The sequence below is a fragment of the Enterobacter sp. ku-bf2 genome, assembly GCF_001742765.1.
GTDB classification, from domain to species: domain Bacteria; phylum Pseudomonadota; class Gammaproteobacteria; order Enterobacterales; family Enterobacteriaceae; genus Enterobacter; species Enterobacter quasiroggenkampii.
On the sequence record NZ_MDVW01000001.1, the window covers coordinates 614705 to 630520 of the forward strand.

General features: G+C 58.0%; 12 protein-coding genes. 5 read left to right on the forward strand and 7 right to left on the reverse strand.

The genetic code is table 11. From position 1 onward, the window contains the following. Window positions 1-90: 90 nt before the first annotated feature. Genes BFG58_RS02940 through BFG58_RS02970 form a run of 7 tightly spaced genes read right to left on the reverse strand, consistent with a single transcriptional unit; the run spans window position 91 to window position 11418 of the window. The gene (locus BFG58_RS02940) at window positions 91-2262 is read right to left on the reverse strand and encodes a glycoside hydrolase family 2 (RefSeq protein WP_069719197.1); all 2172 of its coding nucleotides are present in this window, start codon (window positions 2260-2262) and stop codon (window positions 91-93) included. Further along, window positions 2262-4928 (reverse strand): PAS domain-containing hybrid sensor histidine kinase/response regulator, encoded by a 2667-nt coding sequence (locus BFG58_RS02945; protein ID WP_069719198.1) that lies wholly within the window; start codon window positions 4926-4928, stop codon window positions 2262-2264. Before BFG58_RS02945 ends, BFG58_RS02940 begins: the two co-directional genes overlap by 1 nt. A gap of 11 nt (window positions 4929-4939) precedes the next feature. Further along, window positions 4940-5365, reverse strand: coding sequence for a globin (locus tag BFG58_RS02950; protein ID WP_024909518.1), 426 nt, complete (start codon window positions 5363-5365; stop codon window positions 4940-4942). Continuing rightward, window positions 5362-6756: a DUF3131 domain-containing protein gene (locus BFG58_RS02955; protein ID WP_069719199.1), complete on the reverse strand. Its 1395-nt coding sequence runs from the start codon at window positions 6754-6756 to the stop codon at window positions 5362-5364. Before BFG58_RS02955 ends, BFG58_RS02950 begins: the two co-directional genes overlap by 4 nt. Beyond that, entirely contained in the window at window positions 6741-8288 is a 1548-nt protein-coding gene (locus BFG58_RS02960; RefSeq protein WP_069719200.1) for a DUF3131 domain-containing protein, read from the reverse strand. The genes BFG58_RS02955 and BFG58_RS02960 overlap by 16 nt, the downstream gene beginning before the upstream one ends. Beyond that, window positions 8285-9604 carry a DUF3131 domain-containing protein gene (locus tag BFG58_RS02965; protein WP_069719201.1) on the reverse strand — a complete coding sequence of 440 codons (1320 nt, stop codon included), beginning with the start codon at window positions 9602-9604 and terminating at the stop codon, window positions 8285-8287. The genes BFG58_RS02960 and BFG58_RS02965 overlap by 4 nt, the downstream gene beginning before the upstream one ends. Continuing rightward, window positions 9601-11418, reverse strand: coding sequence for a glycosyltransferase (locus BFG58_RS02970; RefSeq protein ID WP_069719202.1), 1818 nt, complete (start codon window positions 11416-11418; stop codon window positions 9601-9603). Before BFG58_RS02970 ends, BFG58_RS02965 begins: the two co-directional genes overlap by 4 nt. Before the next feature lie 280 nt (window positions 11419-11698). Here BFG58_RS02970 and opgC point away from each other — a divergent pair, with 280 nt between their 5' ends. The 5 genes from opgC to BFG58_RS02995 are packed head-to-tail and all read left to right on the forward strand — an operon-like array spanning window position 11699 to window position 15805. Further along, a complete protein-coding gene (opgC, locus tag BFG58_RS02975; protein WP_069719203.1) occupies window positions 11699-12916 on the forward strand; it encodes an OpgC domain-containing protein in 1218 nt (405 codons plus the stop codon). Between the two features lie 11 nt (window positions 12917-12927). Continuing rightward, entirely contained in the window at window positions 12928-13827 is a 900-nt protein-coding gene (locus BFG58_RS02980; protein WP_083261452.1) for a hypothetical protein, read from the forward strand. Window positions 13828-13836: 9 nt separating this feature from the next. After that, window positions 13837-15051 carry a PP2C family protein-serine/threonine phosphatase gene (locus BFG58_RS02985; protein ID WP_069719205.1) on the forward strand — a complete coding sequence of 405 codons (1215 nt, stop codon included), beginning with the start codon at window positions 13837-13839 and terminating at the stop codon, window positions 15049-15051. Beyond that, complete coding sequence (locus tag BFG58_RS02990; protein WP_024908544.1) at window positions 15041-15379, forward strand: STAS domain-containing protein; 339 nt, start codon at window positions 15041-15043, stop codon at window positions 15377-15379. The genes BFG58_RS02985 and BFG58_RS02990 overlap by 11 nt, the downstream gene beginning before the upstream one ends. Continuing rightward, window positions 15380-15805, forward strand: coding sequence for an ATP-binding protein (locus tag BFG58_RS02995; protein WP_069719206.1), 426 nt, complete (start codon window positions 15380-15382; stop codon window positions 15803-15805). It abuts the gene before it with no gap. Window positions 15806-15816 lie beyond the last annotated feature (11 nt).

Here is a 15816-nt window from a genome sequence, read left to right on the forward strand (position 1 = left end):
GTCCGGATGTCTCGATTTTTAGGGGATTGGGGTAAACGCTGAAAGGGTACAAGAAAGCAGGGGAAGCGGCAATTTTCCTTTTCCCCTCGCTCACTTTATGACGGACTCCGTGCGCTGATTTTCGCCGACAATTTTTCCCGCACTGTTTTTTATCGTAAACCGAATCGACACGCCATCCTGGCCCGCGGGCGTAGCCGTGACCGCTTTTACCATCGTTCCCGAGTCTGCTGCGATCGTCATCGTCGTCGTGCCTTTTGCCAGCACCTTATCGCGCTGGGTGATGCGCCAGGTCAGACGGCATTCGCGGCACGGTTTCCAGGTGTCGTTGATGACCCACAGACGCACGGTCGCCGCCGCCCCGGATTGCCACTGCGCGGTGACCGGTTCAATGGATGGCAGAACAGGCTGGTACGCACGTTGTAACGCGTAAAACCCGGCCTTAGGTTTACGCAGGTAGTCCACCACGCCCCAGTTGATGGAGGGCCAGGTTTCCACGAACATGAAGTGGAACAGGGCCGTCACCGGCTGGTAGCGCTGTCGGCGATAGCTTTCTGCCGCCGTGGCCACCAGCTGAGACTGGTACGCCTGAGTATTGCGAATCATCTCCTGAATGTTCTTCCCGCGCGGAATACCGGCAAACTTAAAGGTCTGGAAGGGCTGAAAATTATGGTATTTCCAGACGGTCCAGCCGGGATCGTCAGCGGCGGTCGTTTTTGGCCAGAGCGACGCAGCCGGGATGATGGTTTTTAGCGTCGATAAGCGGGGAAGCGCCTGCGCGCCGAACTCGGTAATGATCCCCGTTTTGGCCGGTGCAAGCAGGTCGCGCAGGGTACCGAAGTACCAGCCCGCCCAGTAATGCTCCTCGACGGCGGAAAAGCGATGCACGATGCGCGAAGTATCTTCGGCAAGCGTATCCGCTACCTGCTGCGTGAGCGCGCGATTCAGATCTTTATTCCAGTCCGGGAAGCGTTTTTCCATCCACGGCGAATTCCACGGCGGTTCGTTATGGCCGCCCCAGACGATGATGGCGGGCGAATTGCCAAACTGTTCGATCATCTCCCGCGTCTGGCGAACCGCATTTTCCGTGAAAGCCGCACTGTTGTTGTAGCCCCACTGCAGCGGAACATCCTGCCAGATCATCATGCCCATCTCATCGGCCACGTCATACAACGCACGTCCGGCAACGTGTCCGTGCACGCGTATGGCGTTTGCGTTCATGGCCTCCACCAGACGAAGATCGCGACGGTATTTTTCTCGCGTCATGGTGCTGAGCCAGGGGGAACCGATGTAATTACTGCCCTTAATGAAAAGGCGTTTGTCGTTAATGAGCCAGCCCTTATTGTCGGGCTGCTCGACGATCTTACGCAGCCCGGTGCGGGTGACCGCCGTATCCATCAGGCCGTTTTCATCCCGCAATGCCACGCGAATGGTATACAGGTGGGGTTTCCCCGTGCCGACGGGCCACCACAGTTTTGCCTTCGGCATGGGCAGCGTCACCTGCACCGAATGGGCGCCGCTTTCGAGGGTAACCGGAAAATCAGCCTGATAGCGTTTGCCGCTGAAATTGGCGGGCGTGGCGGTGAGCCGTACGGTCGCCGGGCCCGGATCGAGTGCGCGATAGCGAATCTCCGCCTTTAACGCCGGGCGAGTCAGCCCCTGCGTCCAGTCGGGCCGCAGGATGGTCTCATCAAGGGTAGCGCCCCGGCTAAGATGCAGCCTGACCGGTGCCCAGATGCCGCCTGAGTTAGCGTCCTGCCCTTGCGGCGACCAGGCCCCACCGGGACGCGTGTCATGCTGGTTAAGGATCCCCTTCATGAGCGTTTTATGCAGCGGCCAGACCTTAGTGGGATCTTCGTAAGGGCTGTCGACCCTGACCACGAGTTGGTTGTGACGTTGTAACGCCGAACGGGCATCCAGCGAAAAGCGCTGAAAATAGCCCTCATGCTTGCCCAACGGCTGGCCGTTCAGCGTCACCTCTGCAAGATAATCGACGCCGTCAAAGACCAGAGTACTCATTACGTCGGGGGACTGCACGGGCAGGGAAAACGCGTGCTTATACCACAGCGCGCCCTGGTGATCGTACCCGGCGCTATACCAGTTGGCAGGAACCTGAAGTGGGCGCCAGCCTGATGCGGCAGGATGTGCGCTGTCATTGGCATCCTGAACCTGCCATTCTCCTGCCAGTGACCAGCTGACCGGCACGGAGTTCGCCACCGTGTGGGTGGTCAACAGGGCAAAGAGCAGCGCGCAGTTGCGAGTCATTATGCGTTTACCCCGCGTGCGGTGAGCCACGCCATCAGGCGCAGCGATTCCTGGCGAAGGTTGTCATTCAGGGCCGCAAGCTGTTGCCCATCCAGCGCATGCGCGTCGCTTTCCAGCACCTGCAGCTGCTGTGCGAGCGTGCTGAAGTCCAGGGTGACGGCCTCTCCGCGCAGCTTGTGGGCCGCGCGGCGCAGCGCCTCGCGATCGTTGCTGTCGATCGCCTGGGTAATGGTTTTGATTGCTTCATTTAGCCCTTCGCCAAACAGGGCCAGCAGCTCTTGCACCAGGGCGGGATCGTCAGCGCACTGCTTCAGCAGGCGTGCTTCATCCGGAAAAGCGGAGGTGTCTTCGTGGTGCTGGAGTACGCGGGCAATCTCTTCAGCGAGACGCTCCTGGCTGATGGGTTTGGCAATGTAGCCGTCGAAACCCATGTTAAGACAGCGCTCTTTGTCCCCCTGCATGGCGTGTGCGGTCATGGCGACGGTGGGCTGAGCCGGGCCGGGGCGGGACCGTTCTTCTTCACGCAGCAGGCGAATGGCGGTTTCACCGTCCATCTCTGGCATCTGAAGGTCGATCAGCAAAACGTCCCACGTATCCTCGCGCCAGCGTTCCAGCAGCGCGACGCCATTATCGACGATCTGACAGGTGTGGCCGAGCCGCTCAAGCAGGCGCGCGGCGACCTTCTGGTTGACCAGATTATCTTCAGCCAGCAGGATCCGCAGTCCCGTAGCTCCTGGCGAGGCGACAGGCGCGGGGGTGCTTTCACCCACGGGCGCCGGCGAACGTTCAAACGCGGCGGCAATCGCCTGATGTAATTCATCCTGGGCGATAGGCTTATGCAGATAGGTCTTGATCCCGATCCGCTTCAGCATATTGATATCAAAATGTCGGCTCATGGAGCTCAGCATAATGATATGGCTCTCAGCAACCTGCGGCAGAACCGAAAGCTCAAGGGCCAGCGACACGCCGTCCATATCCGGCATCTGCGCGTCCAGCAGGATCAGCGGCCAAGCCGTTCCCGTTTTAACCCGGTTGATGGCCTCGCTGGCGTTGTTAACACAGGTGGGTTTCAGCCCCATCTGGCTGAGCATCGCTGCCAGCAGCCGCAGGTTGGTCGCGTTATCATCAACCACCAGCACGGGTTCCCCGTTAAAGCGCTGGCTATGTGGGCGCTCTCCGGGCGCAAGGGTCTGCGCCGCCAGCGGCAGCGAGAACGTAAATTCGCTGCCTTTTCCCGGCTCGCTGGAGACCGTTAATTCGCCCCCCATCGCCGCAACCAGTCTTGCCGAGATGGTTAGCCCGAGCCCCGTACCGCCGTAGCGGCGGGTGGTTGAGTTGTCCGCCTGGCTGAAGGCTTCAAAAATAGCCTTCTGCTTATCTGCCGGTATGCCAATGCCGCTATCGCGCACGCGAAAACGCCATCTGTCCGCGCTATCGTCTGGCTCAACCACCAGGATCACTTCTCCCTGATGGGTAAACTTCAGCGCGTTACCCAGCAGATTGGTCAGGATCTGGCGCAGACGCGCGCCGTCGACCAGCAGCACGTCGGGGACGTCGGGCGCAATATCAACCAGCAGCTCGATGCCTTTTTCGCTCGCCCCCGGCATGTGCGGGCGAATAAGCGACTGAATAAAGGGGCGGACAGGCACGGGGTCCGCCTCCAGCTCCACTTTGCCGGCTTCAATTCGGGAAAAATCGAGAATGTCGTTGATGATATGCAGCAGAGACTGGGCAGAGCTCATCACCAGGGTCAGATAATCGCGCTGATCGGCACTGAGAGACGTATCCAGGCACAGCTGGGTCATGCCAATAATGCCGTTCATCGGGGTGCGAATTTCATGGCTCATATTCGCCAGGAACGCGCTTTTTGCCTCATTGGCTTTTTGTGCCTCAATGGCCGAGGCGAACGCCTGAATTTCAGCCTCTTTGCGCCGCGTAATATCCTGCAGCGTGCCAATCACGCGCTCGGCGTTTCCCTCAATGGAGAGGGTGACCACCTGGCCGGAGAGCAGCATCCAGCGCAGTCCTTCGGTAGGGTGATGCACGCGAATTTCACATTCAAAGACCGGACGGTGATCCTGCTTCGAAGCGTGCAGCGCCTTGCGTAGCGCTGCGCGATCGTCCTCGTGGACCTGATTGAGGAGAAAACGTACCGGATATCGCCACTGTGTGCGCGACTGGCCCAGCATGGCAAGCAGGGTGTCATTCACCTGGAGCGTGTCGCCAGAAACCTGCCAGTCCCAGATCCCGATATGGATGGATTCCGCCGTCAGCAGAAAGTCGTCATGCAGCTGATGGCGCGCGCGCTGCGCTTCATCCAGCTCCGTGATATCGCTGTGCAGGCTGACAATGCCGCCGTCCGCAAGCCGCTGGTGCTGGACGAAGATCCGCCGCTGGCCCGCCTGCCGCACTTCGCAATGTTTATCCTGCCGACAGTTGCGCACGATCGACTCGCGCAGCGTCTGGCGCAGGCCGGGGTCGACATTGTAAACGGCATCGATAAAGCGTTCCGCCAGCGCCTCAAGTGTTGTCCCCACCTTCAGCCACGGGGTTATGACCGGATAAAACAGAGCCACGTTGTGATTCCAGGCCTGAAGGCGTTCCTCGCGGTCATAAATCATGACGGCGGCCGGCAGTGCGTTAAGATCGTACGTGAACGAACTCATCGTGATCCTCCCTACGCGCGGTAGTGCAGTTCTGCCTGTCGGCGCAGATATTCCAGCCCGGGCGCGATCGCCATGGCCCAGGCCGTCAGGATCTCATCGTCGCACTGCGGATCGCGCTCACTCACCGCGTTCAACATCGCTTCGCGCCACAGGGCAAAGAATCGCGGGGGGAGGTGGAGGCCGTCGTCGCTTTGCTCCCGCGCCAGGCGCTCGAGAAAATCAGGCACGATTAACGCGCCGTCCACCGCAAGCATGGCGAAGAAACTCTTAAACAGGGTCTGCTGACCCTCCCGATCCGGCAGACGAGAAAAATGCGCTTCAGTTTCGGGTGACATGTGGACGAAGGCGTCATAGAACGTCTGAAAAAACGCGGTTTTTTCATTATTCGGAAAGACGCGGTTCAGGCTGGATTCAAACAGATCGCGATAAAACTTCACGGCGTCCTCCTTATGGTGCTTTCGCCCGGCAGACAGTGGCCGACAGGCGTGTATTCCTCTGCCAGACGGCGTGAAAAATAGCTCTCTTTCTTCGACCGACGCACATCAAACAGCGGCCCGGCGTTGTGTTTAAAGAAAAGGGCTTCCAGAACCGTGGCATTGGTTGAGAGGGTTAAGGCAGCGTTGGTATCGCCCGTGGCTTCCTGACGGCCTTCGTACCAGCCTTTCTGCGGATCGTTAAGGTGTTTTGTGACCGTCATCAGCACGTCGGTGTACGGAGTGTCCCACAGGGCCCACAGGGCAAAAACCGCCTTGGTCGATACCTGCGCGAAACGGGTGTAGTCCCGGCCATCGTCTCCGACCGAGTTCCAGGCATAGCCATTTCCCCAGACCGTATCCTGGATATGCCAGGGCGCCTGAGAGAGCGAGAAATCTGCTCTGGCCGTCAGGATTTTATCGGTCTCCCAGCGGCTCTTCTGGCTCAGCCAGACGTTTTCGGCCTGCTTGCGCAGGTGCTTTTGCCGATCGGCCGCAACGCCTTCGGGCTCCCAGCCAAACTCCAGACCCGGCAGCATATAGGGAAGGGTGGTAATCAGGGAGGGCTGCCACGTGGTGCGCGGATCCCGGGCATCAACGGCCAGACGCCGCTGGGCGATGATGACGTGGTGCGCCGGGGGCGTAAACGCTTTCTCCGGGGAAAACCCCCACAGCTGAAACGCCGTCGCGGCATATTCGCTCTCGCCCAGGCGCAGCTCCTCGCGCACCACCGGCTGGCCGTTTTGCAGGGAAGATGACCACAGTTCACCTTCGTCGTCGATGACCGGACAGAAATTCCAGCGCAGGATGATTTTATCGAGGTATTCGCTGTACTGCGGTTCCCGCTCTGCGGTAAGGCGCAGGGCGAGCATCAGACGCGCCATATCGCGCGCGGACCAGCCGTTTTTGCTGGGCTTGCCGCTAAAGTCGACGGGCGTCGCCGTCTGGCTGGAATAGAGTCGGCCCGGCGTCCGGGCATCGGTCAGCATCAGGCGGTTAAGGGTGCCCATGATACGGGTTAAGCGAGCGTCATACTCGGCATCATCAATTAGCCCCAGCTCTTTTGCCGCCAGCAGGGCGATAAGCGTATCGCCCATTTGCCAGAGCGTGACGCGAGGCTGTTTGTCGCTCCCGTTGACCAGGCCCGTTTGCGGCTGGGTATTATTGACGAAATAGCGCCAGGCGATCGCCGCCCACGTCTGCTCCTCCGGCGTCAGGGCGGCAATACGCGCACTGGAGTGCCAGCCGCCGTGGATGAGCCAGCGCCAGCCTGCGCCCTGATGGCCAAACAGGGCAAAGATGATCGCGCCTGCGAGGAGTAATCCCGCGAGCCCTCTGGCTAAGGTTTTAAGCATTGCGCAGTCACCGGAGGCAGTTTAACGGGCTCGTCCGCGCTGCATGACGCGCACTGACAGGCCTGACAGGCGGGTTTGGTACGCTGCGTGACGCCGGTCCGGTCGCACCAGCTTTTTACGGCCGGTGTACTGGTCAGGAACGGGCGACTGCGCAGCGCGTTGTTCTCTTCAAACTGATCGAGCAGCTTTTGATCCCACAGCGACGGCGCAAAATCCTTGCTCTTCGGGTTGTCGGTGTTGAAGGCCAGCAGTTTTCCCTCTTTTTTGAACAACAGGGCCTCCAGCATGATGCCGTTATTGTTCGCGGTGAACTCTTTGATCGGGCCGTCACCGTTTTCATACAGCCCTTCGTAGTAGCCTTTTCCCTCTTCGTTGGCATTCTCAATGGTGTTCAGCAGGCGGTCGGTATAAGGAGAATTCCACAGCACCCACATGCCCAGCGCCGCCTTCAGCGAAATCGCGGCAGCGTTAGGGACGAACTGGCCCTTATCGGTAATGGTGTTCCAGTTGTATCCGTCGCTGAAGACGGTGTCATAGACGAAGTAAGGCGCCTTATCGAGCTGGTGCTCGGAGCGCGCGGTCAGGACGCCGGTAATGGTATAGCGGTTCTCCTGAGCCTGATAAACGCGGTCAGCAAAGTTTTTCATCCACGTCAGGGAGTAGTCGCGCGGGGCGTTATCCCGGTCGGTCGGTTTATCAAAGCCGAACTCCAGCCCGTAGAGCAGGTAGGATTCCGTCACCACGTAGTTATGCTGCGACGTGTTGCGCGGGTCGCGTGTATCGTACGGGACCAGCACGCAGTAGATTTCGGCCAGCTCGTAAGGCTGCGGACGGCTGGCTTTACAGGTATTAAAACCCCAGAGCTGGAACCCGGCCGCGCCGTACTCTTCATAGCCCAGTCGACCTTCCTGAACGTACTTCGGCTGGCCGTTCTCCAGATAGGCCCCGTACAGCGTGCCGCAGGGGTCGATCGCATGGCTGAAATCCCAGCCGAGCACCACGTTATCAATACTGTTGCCGTATTCCGGGTAACGCTCCTTGATGATTTTCAGCCAGACCAGCATTCGCCCGATATCCAGCGCCGAGAAGCCAATTTCGCCGGGCTTGTTGGTGTAGTCCACCTTCTGGCCGCTGATGGTGTTATAGGCCTTGTTGGGCAGCTCGTTGCGGAACAGTACCAGGGTGTTTAACGTGGCGAGGAATTTCAGCATCCGGCGGTCAAATTCCGCTTTATCAATGATCCCCAGCTCGCGCGCCGCCGTCAGGGCGGCCAGATAGGAGGCGCTGTCCCACATGGTGGTGGAGGGATATTTGTTGACCGCATTCACCAGGCCCGTCGTGGGCTGATAGTTGGTGACGAAATACTGCCAGGCGTTTTTCGCGATGGTCATCTCCCGGGCGGTCAGCTCGCCGCTGCGCGGGGAGTAACCTGATGCAGGAAGCTCGGTATCCGCACGCACGGTCGATAAGGCCAGCCAGCAGATCGTTATTCCCGTGAGCAGGTGGAAAAGGATCGGGGATCGTGGCTTCATGGCGTTGCTCCTGCTGAGGGGGAAGTGTAGAGGCAGGCCAGACAGAGCATCTGACCATGCGCGATGTAAGACAGACTTTCCAGCACAATGGCATTGGTATCGGCGTCCACGACGGCATTGACGCTGTTGTTGAGATTTAACCCGCGCTGCCAGCCTTTACCCGGCACCTGAAGGGCCAGAACCTGCTGGCGCAGCGCTTCGCTCCAGCTGTTGCGGAACAGGGCATACCAGGCAAACGCGGTGCGGGTGGAGGTAATCGCCACTTTCTCCGGCACCTCGTCGCGCAGGTTGCGCGCCTGAACCGGCTGCCTGTCCGGCAGATCGTTGACGTAATCCGGCGCCGGTTCGGCATAATCCGTGCTGACCGGCGGTTTTGGGCTGCGCAGGCTATGGCGCCGCTGCTGGATCTGCATAATCCGCCACGCGATTTCAGCGCTCTGCGCATCAAAGCCCAGCTCAAGACCGGTTAACAGATAGGGGAGACTGATCAGGGAGGTTTGCTTGCCCCATGGCGTGCGTAGCCCTTCATCCGGCACCATCACGCCATCCAGATCGATCATCTTTTGCCCTTCAGGCGGGTTGGTCACCGCGAGGCCTGCCGCGCTGTCAATCAGGCGCAGCGTATGGCTGGCATAGAGACGGTAGCCAAAGCTGTCCCGCTGTTCGTCATCAGTCAGCGTCCAGTGATGGAGCGGAACGGCCGCCTGACTTTGAACGTTATTTTCAATCAGTGCGCCGGTGTTCCAGAGGCTAAACAGATCGTGGATAGCCGCCGCGTGCTGAGGATAGCGCCACAGGAGGGTCTGAAGCGCTGTCAGCAGGCGGCTCAGCCCAATTGCCGAGGCGTCGGGTTTGCCGAGGATCTTCAGGGTGTCCGCATGGTAATACGCGGCAGGGAGGCCTTGCTTGTTGAGCGGTAACTGCCCCAGCGTGAACAGGGCCGTGCCGACCCTCTCGTCGAATTCATCGGCGGAAATAATATTGAGCTGCTCTGCGGCAGCGGTCGCAAACAGGTAGCTCCCTACGCTCCAGAGGCTCAGCCACGGCTCACCGTCGCTGGCGTTCGCCAGGCCGTTTGGCTGGGTATTATTCACGTAGTATTGCCAGGCGACCCGCGCCCAGATGGCTTCGTCATAGGTCAGCGCGCGTTTCGCAGGCAGCGGTGGGAAGTCTTTACTGAGCGCGATGCCGCCGCTGCTTTCCACGCGCGTGGGCATCTGTTTCTCCACCCAGACCACAATGGCAAAGCCGAGCAGGAAGCCGAGCAAAATGGTGAGGTAGCTGCGCGCGGGCAGCAGGGCATCACGTATCCTCATTGGGTGACCTCGTCCTCTTCAGCGGGCGTCCACATGGCCGCGAAAATCAGCGGCAGCATGGCGGCGATGTTCACCCCTCCCCAGAAAATATTGATGACGTAGCCGGAGGGGTCGTCCACCTGTCCTCGCGCCACCTGGATACCGCCCCAGATAAGCCCTGCGAGGGTCAGTACCACGATGGCAATCTGCGGCTTCACCAGGTAGAGAAAACGGCCCGTCTGCCGCTCTTTTGGCGTGACGTGAAATTTGATCTGCTCGCCCCGCAGCACCGTATTGAGCGCGCGCAGGTTCATGGAAAAGAAGGAGAGGTAAGAGGCCCTGCCGTCCCAGGCCGAGATCCCCCAGGTACCAAACATAAAGGCCAGTTCGGAGAAAATAAAAAACGGAAGAAAATGCAGATAGAACGGCGTCGACCAGGCGGACACCGGCGGAATGCCGGTAAAGAGATAGATAATGGGCGAAATCAAAAATACCGTGTTCCACACGCAGGCCATGTACGACCAGAAGGTGGTGGCATACATCAGCGTCTGGGGGAGGGAAAGCCTGAAGCGGCGACGGCTGAAGATGTTGTCATGAAACAAAATATCCAGCGAACCGGCGGCGTATTTAAAACGCTGGATCATCCAGGTCAGCATATCCTGCGGAGAGAGCATCTTCGACTCAACCCGCGGATGCATAACCGAGCGCCAGCGTCGTGCGGCGTCACCGTGCAGCAGCACCGAGGTGTAAATATCTTCCGAGACGTGGAATTTGTAGGGGGTGAGCTCGGTGTCAAACGCCACGTGCGGACGCATTGCATTCTGCAGCGCGTCCCGCGTTTCGTCATCGCGGATGTCGCGGGTATGCCGATGGATCTCCTCTTCGACGGACCAGACATAGCTTCTCAGCGCGGCCTGCATGACCGCCTCGCGACGGTGAATGGACGCCGCACCGCAGCAGAAAGCCGCGTTCGCCCAGTTGCGCCGCCGCAGGATCACATCATAGAACATGCGCGGATCGTTAAAAAACGGGTCGCGGCCTATCGTGACCGGGCCAACACACTTTTGTATCAGCCAGCCCAGACCGTAGCCCACTTTTCCGGCTTTTCGCTGGCCCCAGCGCGACAGATTTTCTCCTTCCGGAAGATCGAAGAACCACTGCGGCGTCTGTACCCAGGCCACGTCCGGATCGCGAAAATAACCCAGCGTATGGCTGAGCAGGGTGGGAAATACGCGGGTATCGGCGTCGCAGATAACAATAAAATCGCCGTCGGTTTGCTCAAGGCCGTTGCGCAGGTTGCCGGCCTTAAAGCCGATGTTGGTCTGGCGAGTAATATAGTTAACGCCTTCCTCTTCACAGACGGCTTTCATCTCCGGGCGGCGGCCGTCATCAAGCACGTGGATGCGGTAGTCAATCGGGAACGGGTACGCCATCTTCAGGGCATCGCGAATGGATAGCCTGACCAGCTCGGTGTCTTCCGAGTAGGTGGCAATGAACAAATCCACTTTTACAGGACGAGGTTCTACGACCTCCTCAGGTGACAGACATTCGTTAATTTCGCCGGGCGGCGGACTCTGAGGAGGATCCTGTTCTTTCCACAAATTGATGGTAAACAGCACGGTGCCAATCCACGCCAGGGTTTCGGCGAGGACCAGCGGAATGGCATACCATAATGCGTCAGTATTCAGGGAGGCGGTCCAGCGCCAGTAAATATAATTGGCACCCAGAATAAGCGCCGCGACCGCTAACACCTGCCAGGTCATCATTACCCAGCGCGGTGTTGTTAACGGCTCCGGAGGACGACGATGTTCAAAACGGGAAAAATAAAAATCCATAGTTCCGGCGTTCCTGATTCCGTGAAAATGCAGACCCATTCTGCTGCGCAGACAGTTGCCCAAAAGCGAAAGAAAATAGCGATTAAACAAGATTTAAGATAAGTGTAGAACGCCGAATAAAAGTGTCCAGCGTCGTTTTTATTAATATGTAGCAGTGATTAATTTGGATTTAATTCTGCTTAATGTTTTTCATCTGCCGGTGATAAATTGCAGTTACTATTCCTTTAGACTATCTACTTTATTTAGACCTTAATTTTCGTTTTCAGGCAAAGGACACCCTATGAGCCATGTTGCGCCGTCGGTAGCGCAAGAAGATGACGCTAAATCAACAGCATGGCGTTATGCCGTAGCAGGTGCTAGGGACCTGAGAATTGACTTTATGCGCGGCATAGCCCTCGTCATGATGGTCGTGGCGCATACGGAGGTCATGTCGGTATTTAATATATTCTCCTGGGAACGTTTTGGGCTAACAACCGGTGCAGAAGGCTTTGTCATTCTCTCGGGGTTTATGCTTGGCATGCTGAATCGCGCGCGTCTGCAAAAAGTGGTTTTACTCACGGTTTCCTGGGGGCTTTATCTCAGGGCGTGGAAAATATATCGCGTAAATATCATTATCATAGTGTCATTTATTCTCCTGGCCTATATCCCACATATTAATGTGTTCGAGGTCACCCATTTTACCGACCGTTTTTCGGGTCAAAGCTGGTCGCTTTATCCTGTTACGCCGCAAATTAAAGAGACCTGGTTCAACATTATTCTCTATTTGCAGATCGGCCCCCATCAGACGCAGATTCTGGGGCTGTATATCTTCTTGCTGCTACTCAGCCCGCTATTTTTGGGGATGCTGCAGAAAGGGAAAGTCTGGTGGCTGCTGGGGCTGTCGCTGCTGGTGTACGGCCTATGGCAGCGGTGGCCGCTTCGGCTGACGCCGTCGGAGTTCGAATTTGCCTTCCCGCTGCTGGCCTGGCAGTTCATCTTTGTGCTGGGGATGGCCAGCGGCTGGTATAAAGCCGAACTGCTCTCTTTCGCCCGGACGCCTCCGGGGAAAGGGGTGGTAGTGGCGCTGGTCATGGTGTCGCTGGTGCTGGGGTTTGTTGCCCAGAACCATACCAACCCGTTTATGCCGCCCGCGCTACTCATGCACGTCATCCCGCCTGACAGCTTCAATACGTTTTATCACACCTGGGCGGCGAAGAACGGGCTGGGCCCGGTGAGGGTGCTAAACGATATCGCCCTGATGGTTACCGTCTACCTGGTGCTGACGTATTGCTGGACGCCGCTCAACCGCCTGCTGGGATGGTTCTTGATCCCGCTAGGCCAGCACTCGCTTTATACCTTTATTTTGCATGTGTACGTGGTGCTGCTGGTGAGCCAGTTCATTACCTTCGATTTATGGCGTCACGCCTGGATAGAGAACACGTTAGTGCATGCGGCGGCACTGGGTATTTTGTGGCTGATGGCAAAATACGACGTCGGCGCACGCTGGATACCTAACTAAGGATGGCGGTTATGCGCGAAAAATGGCTTCTGGCGGGCGTGCTGCTCGCTGCGATCCCCGCCGCAGAGGCGGCACAAAGTAGTGATAAAGAAACCCTGCGCGATAAAAACGGTGAACCCGTTCAGGCAGGCGTTTTCACCAGCCGGTGGGGGCGTTTGTTCTCGGGAAATGACAAGAAATTTTCAGGCGCTCTGAGCTTCAGTTCGGGGCTGAAAGAGCAGCTGGTGAGCGTGCCTAATAGCTCTGACAGCGCCGCGCAGGAGAAAAAAATTAACCAGACGCTCAACCTTAGTCTGCAGTATTCCCCGTACAGCTTCTGGTTTGCCAACATTACCTCCCGGTTGCCGGTCAGAGATACCACCCGCTATACCGCCGATTTTCGCTACAGCTTCGGCTATGACGACTGGCATGCCAATACGGTGAGCCTGGTTTACGGTAACTACGGTGAAAACCACTTCTGGACGTCAGGCAGCCGGAGACATACCTATTTCGAACAGGGTGCCTTCACGCTGGCCTACAAGTTTTCGCTACCGAAACAGGTTGAAAACACGCTCCTGATTAATAAAGGGGATTCCATCATTTGCCAGGTCGGGTACAGCTGGGTGCCGCGCTACTACGACCTCAGCAGCGATGACATCCGCAAAAATAAAAACGTCATGCTCGGCGGCTGCGGCTACACCTTTAAACAACATTTCTTCGTTCGCGCAACTGCGTTCTGGTTCCCGGACAGCAGCCAGCAGCAACCCTGGAACGGCGATTACAGCTACAGCTTCGGCTACGCGGGCTATACGCCGGGATCGTTCTCTGTCCAGTACGCAAACTATGCGGGGACGCGCTATCCGGGGCACGGCAACGGTAACGCAAAATTCAGGGAAGGGACCGTGAGCCTCATCTGGTTCTTACCGCTTTAGGAGGGATACATGTCGGCGCTGCACGTGTTAATCGTTGAAGATTCGCTGATTTATCGTCGGTTACTCTCCCGGATGCTCACCCAGTGGGGGTATCTCGTGAGCGAGGCGGAAAATGGTGTTGCCGCGCTGGAAATCTTGTCCAGCCAGCCGGTCAGCATGGTGATAAGCGACTGGGAAATGCCGGAAATGGACGGGCTGACGCTGTGTCAGACCATCCGCAACCGTCAGTTTGGCCGCTATGTGTATATCATCCTGTTGACGGCCCGCGAGAATGCCGGGGACGTGACGCAGGGGTTTGATGCCGGGGCGGATGATTTTTTGAGTAAGCCCGTTGAACAGGCTGAACTCCGGGCGCGGCTTCACGCCGGGGTCCGTATTTTGACGCTGGAGGCGACCCTCGCGGCGCACAACAAGCGCCTGAGTGAAGCCTTGCATCAGATTGAAAAAGATCTTGAACTGGCGGCACGGGTTCAGCACTCGGTGCTGCCTTCACACCGCTTACGCTACGGCGACTACTTCTCCGACTGGCTTTTCTTGCCGTCAGCCTGGGTCTCGGGCGATGTGTTCAATATCTTTCCGCTGGATTCCCATCTGGGATTCTATTGCGTTGATGTCTCGGGTCACGGCGTGGGGGCCGCGATGATGTCCCTCGCGGTGGCTCGCCAGTTTTTACATGGCCGGGTGGTGGACCGCTTCCTGTTTACCGATGAGGGCGGCATTCAGTCACCCGCGGAGGTTGTCAGGATGTTGAACAGCCGCTTTTGCAGTGAAGAGAGCGACATCACCAGTTATTTCACGCTCATTTACGGCGTGATCGATCCAGAAAGCGGGCAGGGGTTGTTGTGCCAGGCAGGGCATCCTACTCCCGTCATTGTGAACGCAGACAGCGCCGTCACGTCCGTGGGCGATGGCGGCCCGCCGGTCGGGCTGATCCCAGACCTGAGCTGGGAGGATGTCGCGTTTACCCTCAATCCGGGGGATCGCTTATGCTTATTCAGTGACGGTATTACGGAGTGCGAGAACGTCAGCGGCGAGCAGTTTGGCCCGCAGCGTCTCGAACGCTGGCTTCATGAGCATGCCCGGCTCCCGGTTGACCAGCTCCTGCCGCGGTTTGGTGACCACCTGACTGGCTGGCGCAATGCAAATCGTGATGAACCGATCGCCTTAACCGACGACGTGTCACTTCTCGTGATTGAACGTCAGGGAGAACAGAATGATTATTAACACCGAGCGACTACCGCATGCCAACATTCTCACGCCCGCAGTCCGGCGGCTGGATGCCTCCGTTGCCGCGACGTTTAAAGCGTCCGTGACGGAGGAAATTGGCAGCGATCGTAAAGCCTTAATCGTCGACTTTAGCAAAGTGGATTTTATCGACAGCAGCGGGCTGGGGATGCTGGTGTCGTTGTTCAAGCTGATGAACGGAAAAGGCGAAATGGCGCTGTGCTCCCTGAACCCCGGGATCATGAACATGTTCACCCTGACCCGAATGGATCGCATCTTCCGCATCTATCCGGATAAACATAGCGCGCTTGCGCAGCTGGGGCAGTAGATGCAGAGGCCGGAGCAGGCTGAGTTTCCGGCGGTGATCGCGTCCCTGACGCCGCTGTCCGGCTGGCTTGGCGACAGGTTGAGCGCGCTTCCCGTCGATGATGAGTGGCGTTTCGCCTTCGATCTCGCCGCCTGTGAAGTGGCGACGAACATCATCCGCTACGCGCTTCACGAGGATAACTCGCACGTCTTTCGCGTCCAGTTCGATGTCCGCGGCAATGACGTCTGCGTTGTTTTTAACGACGCGGGTGACGCGTTCCCGCAGGAGCGGCTTGAGGCCGCCAGGCGAGACCGCTTCTGCGAAATGTCGCCGCTGCTGGAGAGCGGCAGGGGGCTGATGCTCATTTTGCTGAGCGTCGATCGTTTCACTGTGGAACGCGTGGCGGGTGAAAATATCGCCACGCTTGAGAAGAAAATCAGCGTATGACCCGCAGGTCA

Excerpts from the sequence above, each read along its gene's own strand:
- BFG58_RS02990 (WP_024908544.1), top strand. The coding sequence starts at position 15,041 with ATGATTATTAACACCGAGCGACTACCGCATGCCAACATTCTCACGCCC.
- BFG58_RS02960 (WP_069719200.1), bottom strand. The coding sequence starts at position 8,288 with ATGAAGCCACGATCCCCGATCCTTTTCCACCTGCTCACGGGAATAACG.
- BFG58_RS02980 (WP_083261452.1), top strand. The coding sequence starts at position 12,928 with ATGCGCGAAAAATGGCTTCTGGCGGGCGTGCTGCTCGCTGCGATCCCC.
- opgC (WP_069719203.1), top strand. The coding sequence starts at position 11,699 with ATGAGCCATGTTGCGCCGTCGGTAGCGCAAGAAGATGACGCTAAATCA.
- BFG58_RS02965 (WP_069719201.1), bottom strand. The coding sequence starts at position 9,604 with ATGAGGATACGTGATGCCCTGCTGCCCGCGCGCAGCTACCTCACCATT.
- BFG58_RS02985 (WP_069719205.1), top strand. The coding sequence starts at position 13,837 with ATGTCGGCGCTGCACGTGTTAATCGTTGAAGATTCGCTGATTTATCGT.
- BFG58_RS02955 (WP_069719199.1), bottom strand. The coding sequence starts at position 6,756 with ATGCTTAAAACCTTAGCCAGAGGGCTCGCGGGATTACTCCTCGCAGGC.
- BFG58_RS02970 (WP_069719202.1), bottom strand. The coding sequence starts at position 11,418 with ATGGATTTTTATTTTTCCCGTTTTGAACATCGTCGTCCTCCGGAGCCG.
- BFG58_RS02945 (WP_069719198.1), bottom strand. The coding sequence starts at position 4,928 with ATGAGTTCGTTCACGTACGATCTTAACGCACTGCCGGCCGCCGTCATG.
- BFG58_RS02995 (WP_069719206.1), top strand. The coding sequence starts at position 15,380 with ATGCAGAGGCCGGAGCAGGCTGAGTTTCCGGCGGTGATCGCGTCCCTG.
- BFG58_RS02940 (WP_069719197.1), bottom strand. The coding sequence starts at position 2,262 with ATGACTCGCAACTGCGCGCTGCTCTTTGCCCTGTTGACCACCCACACG.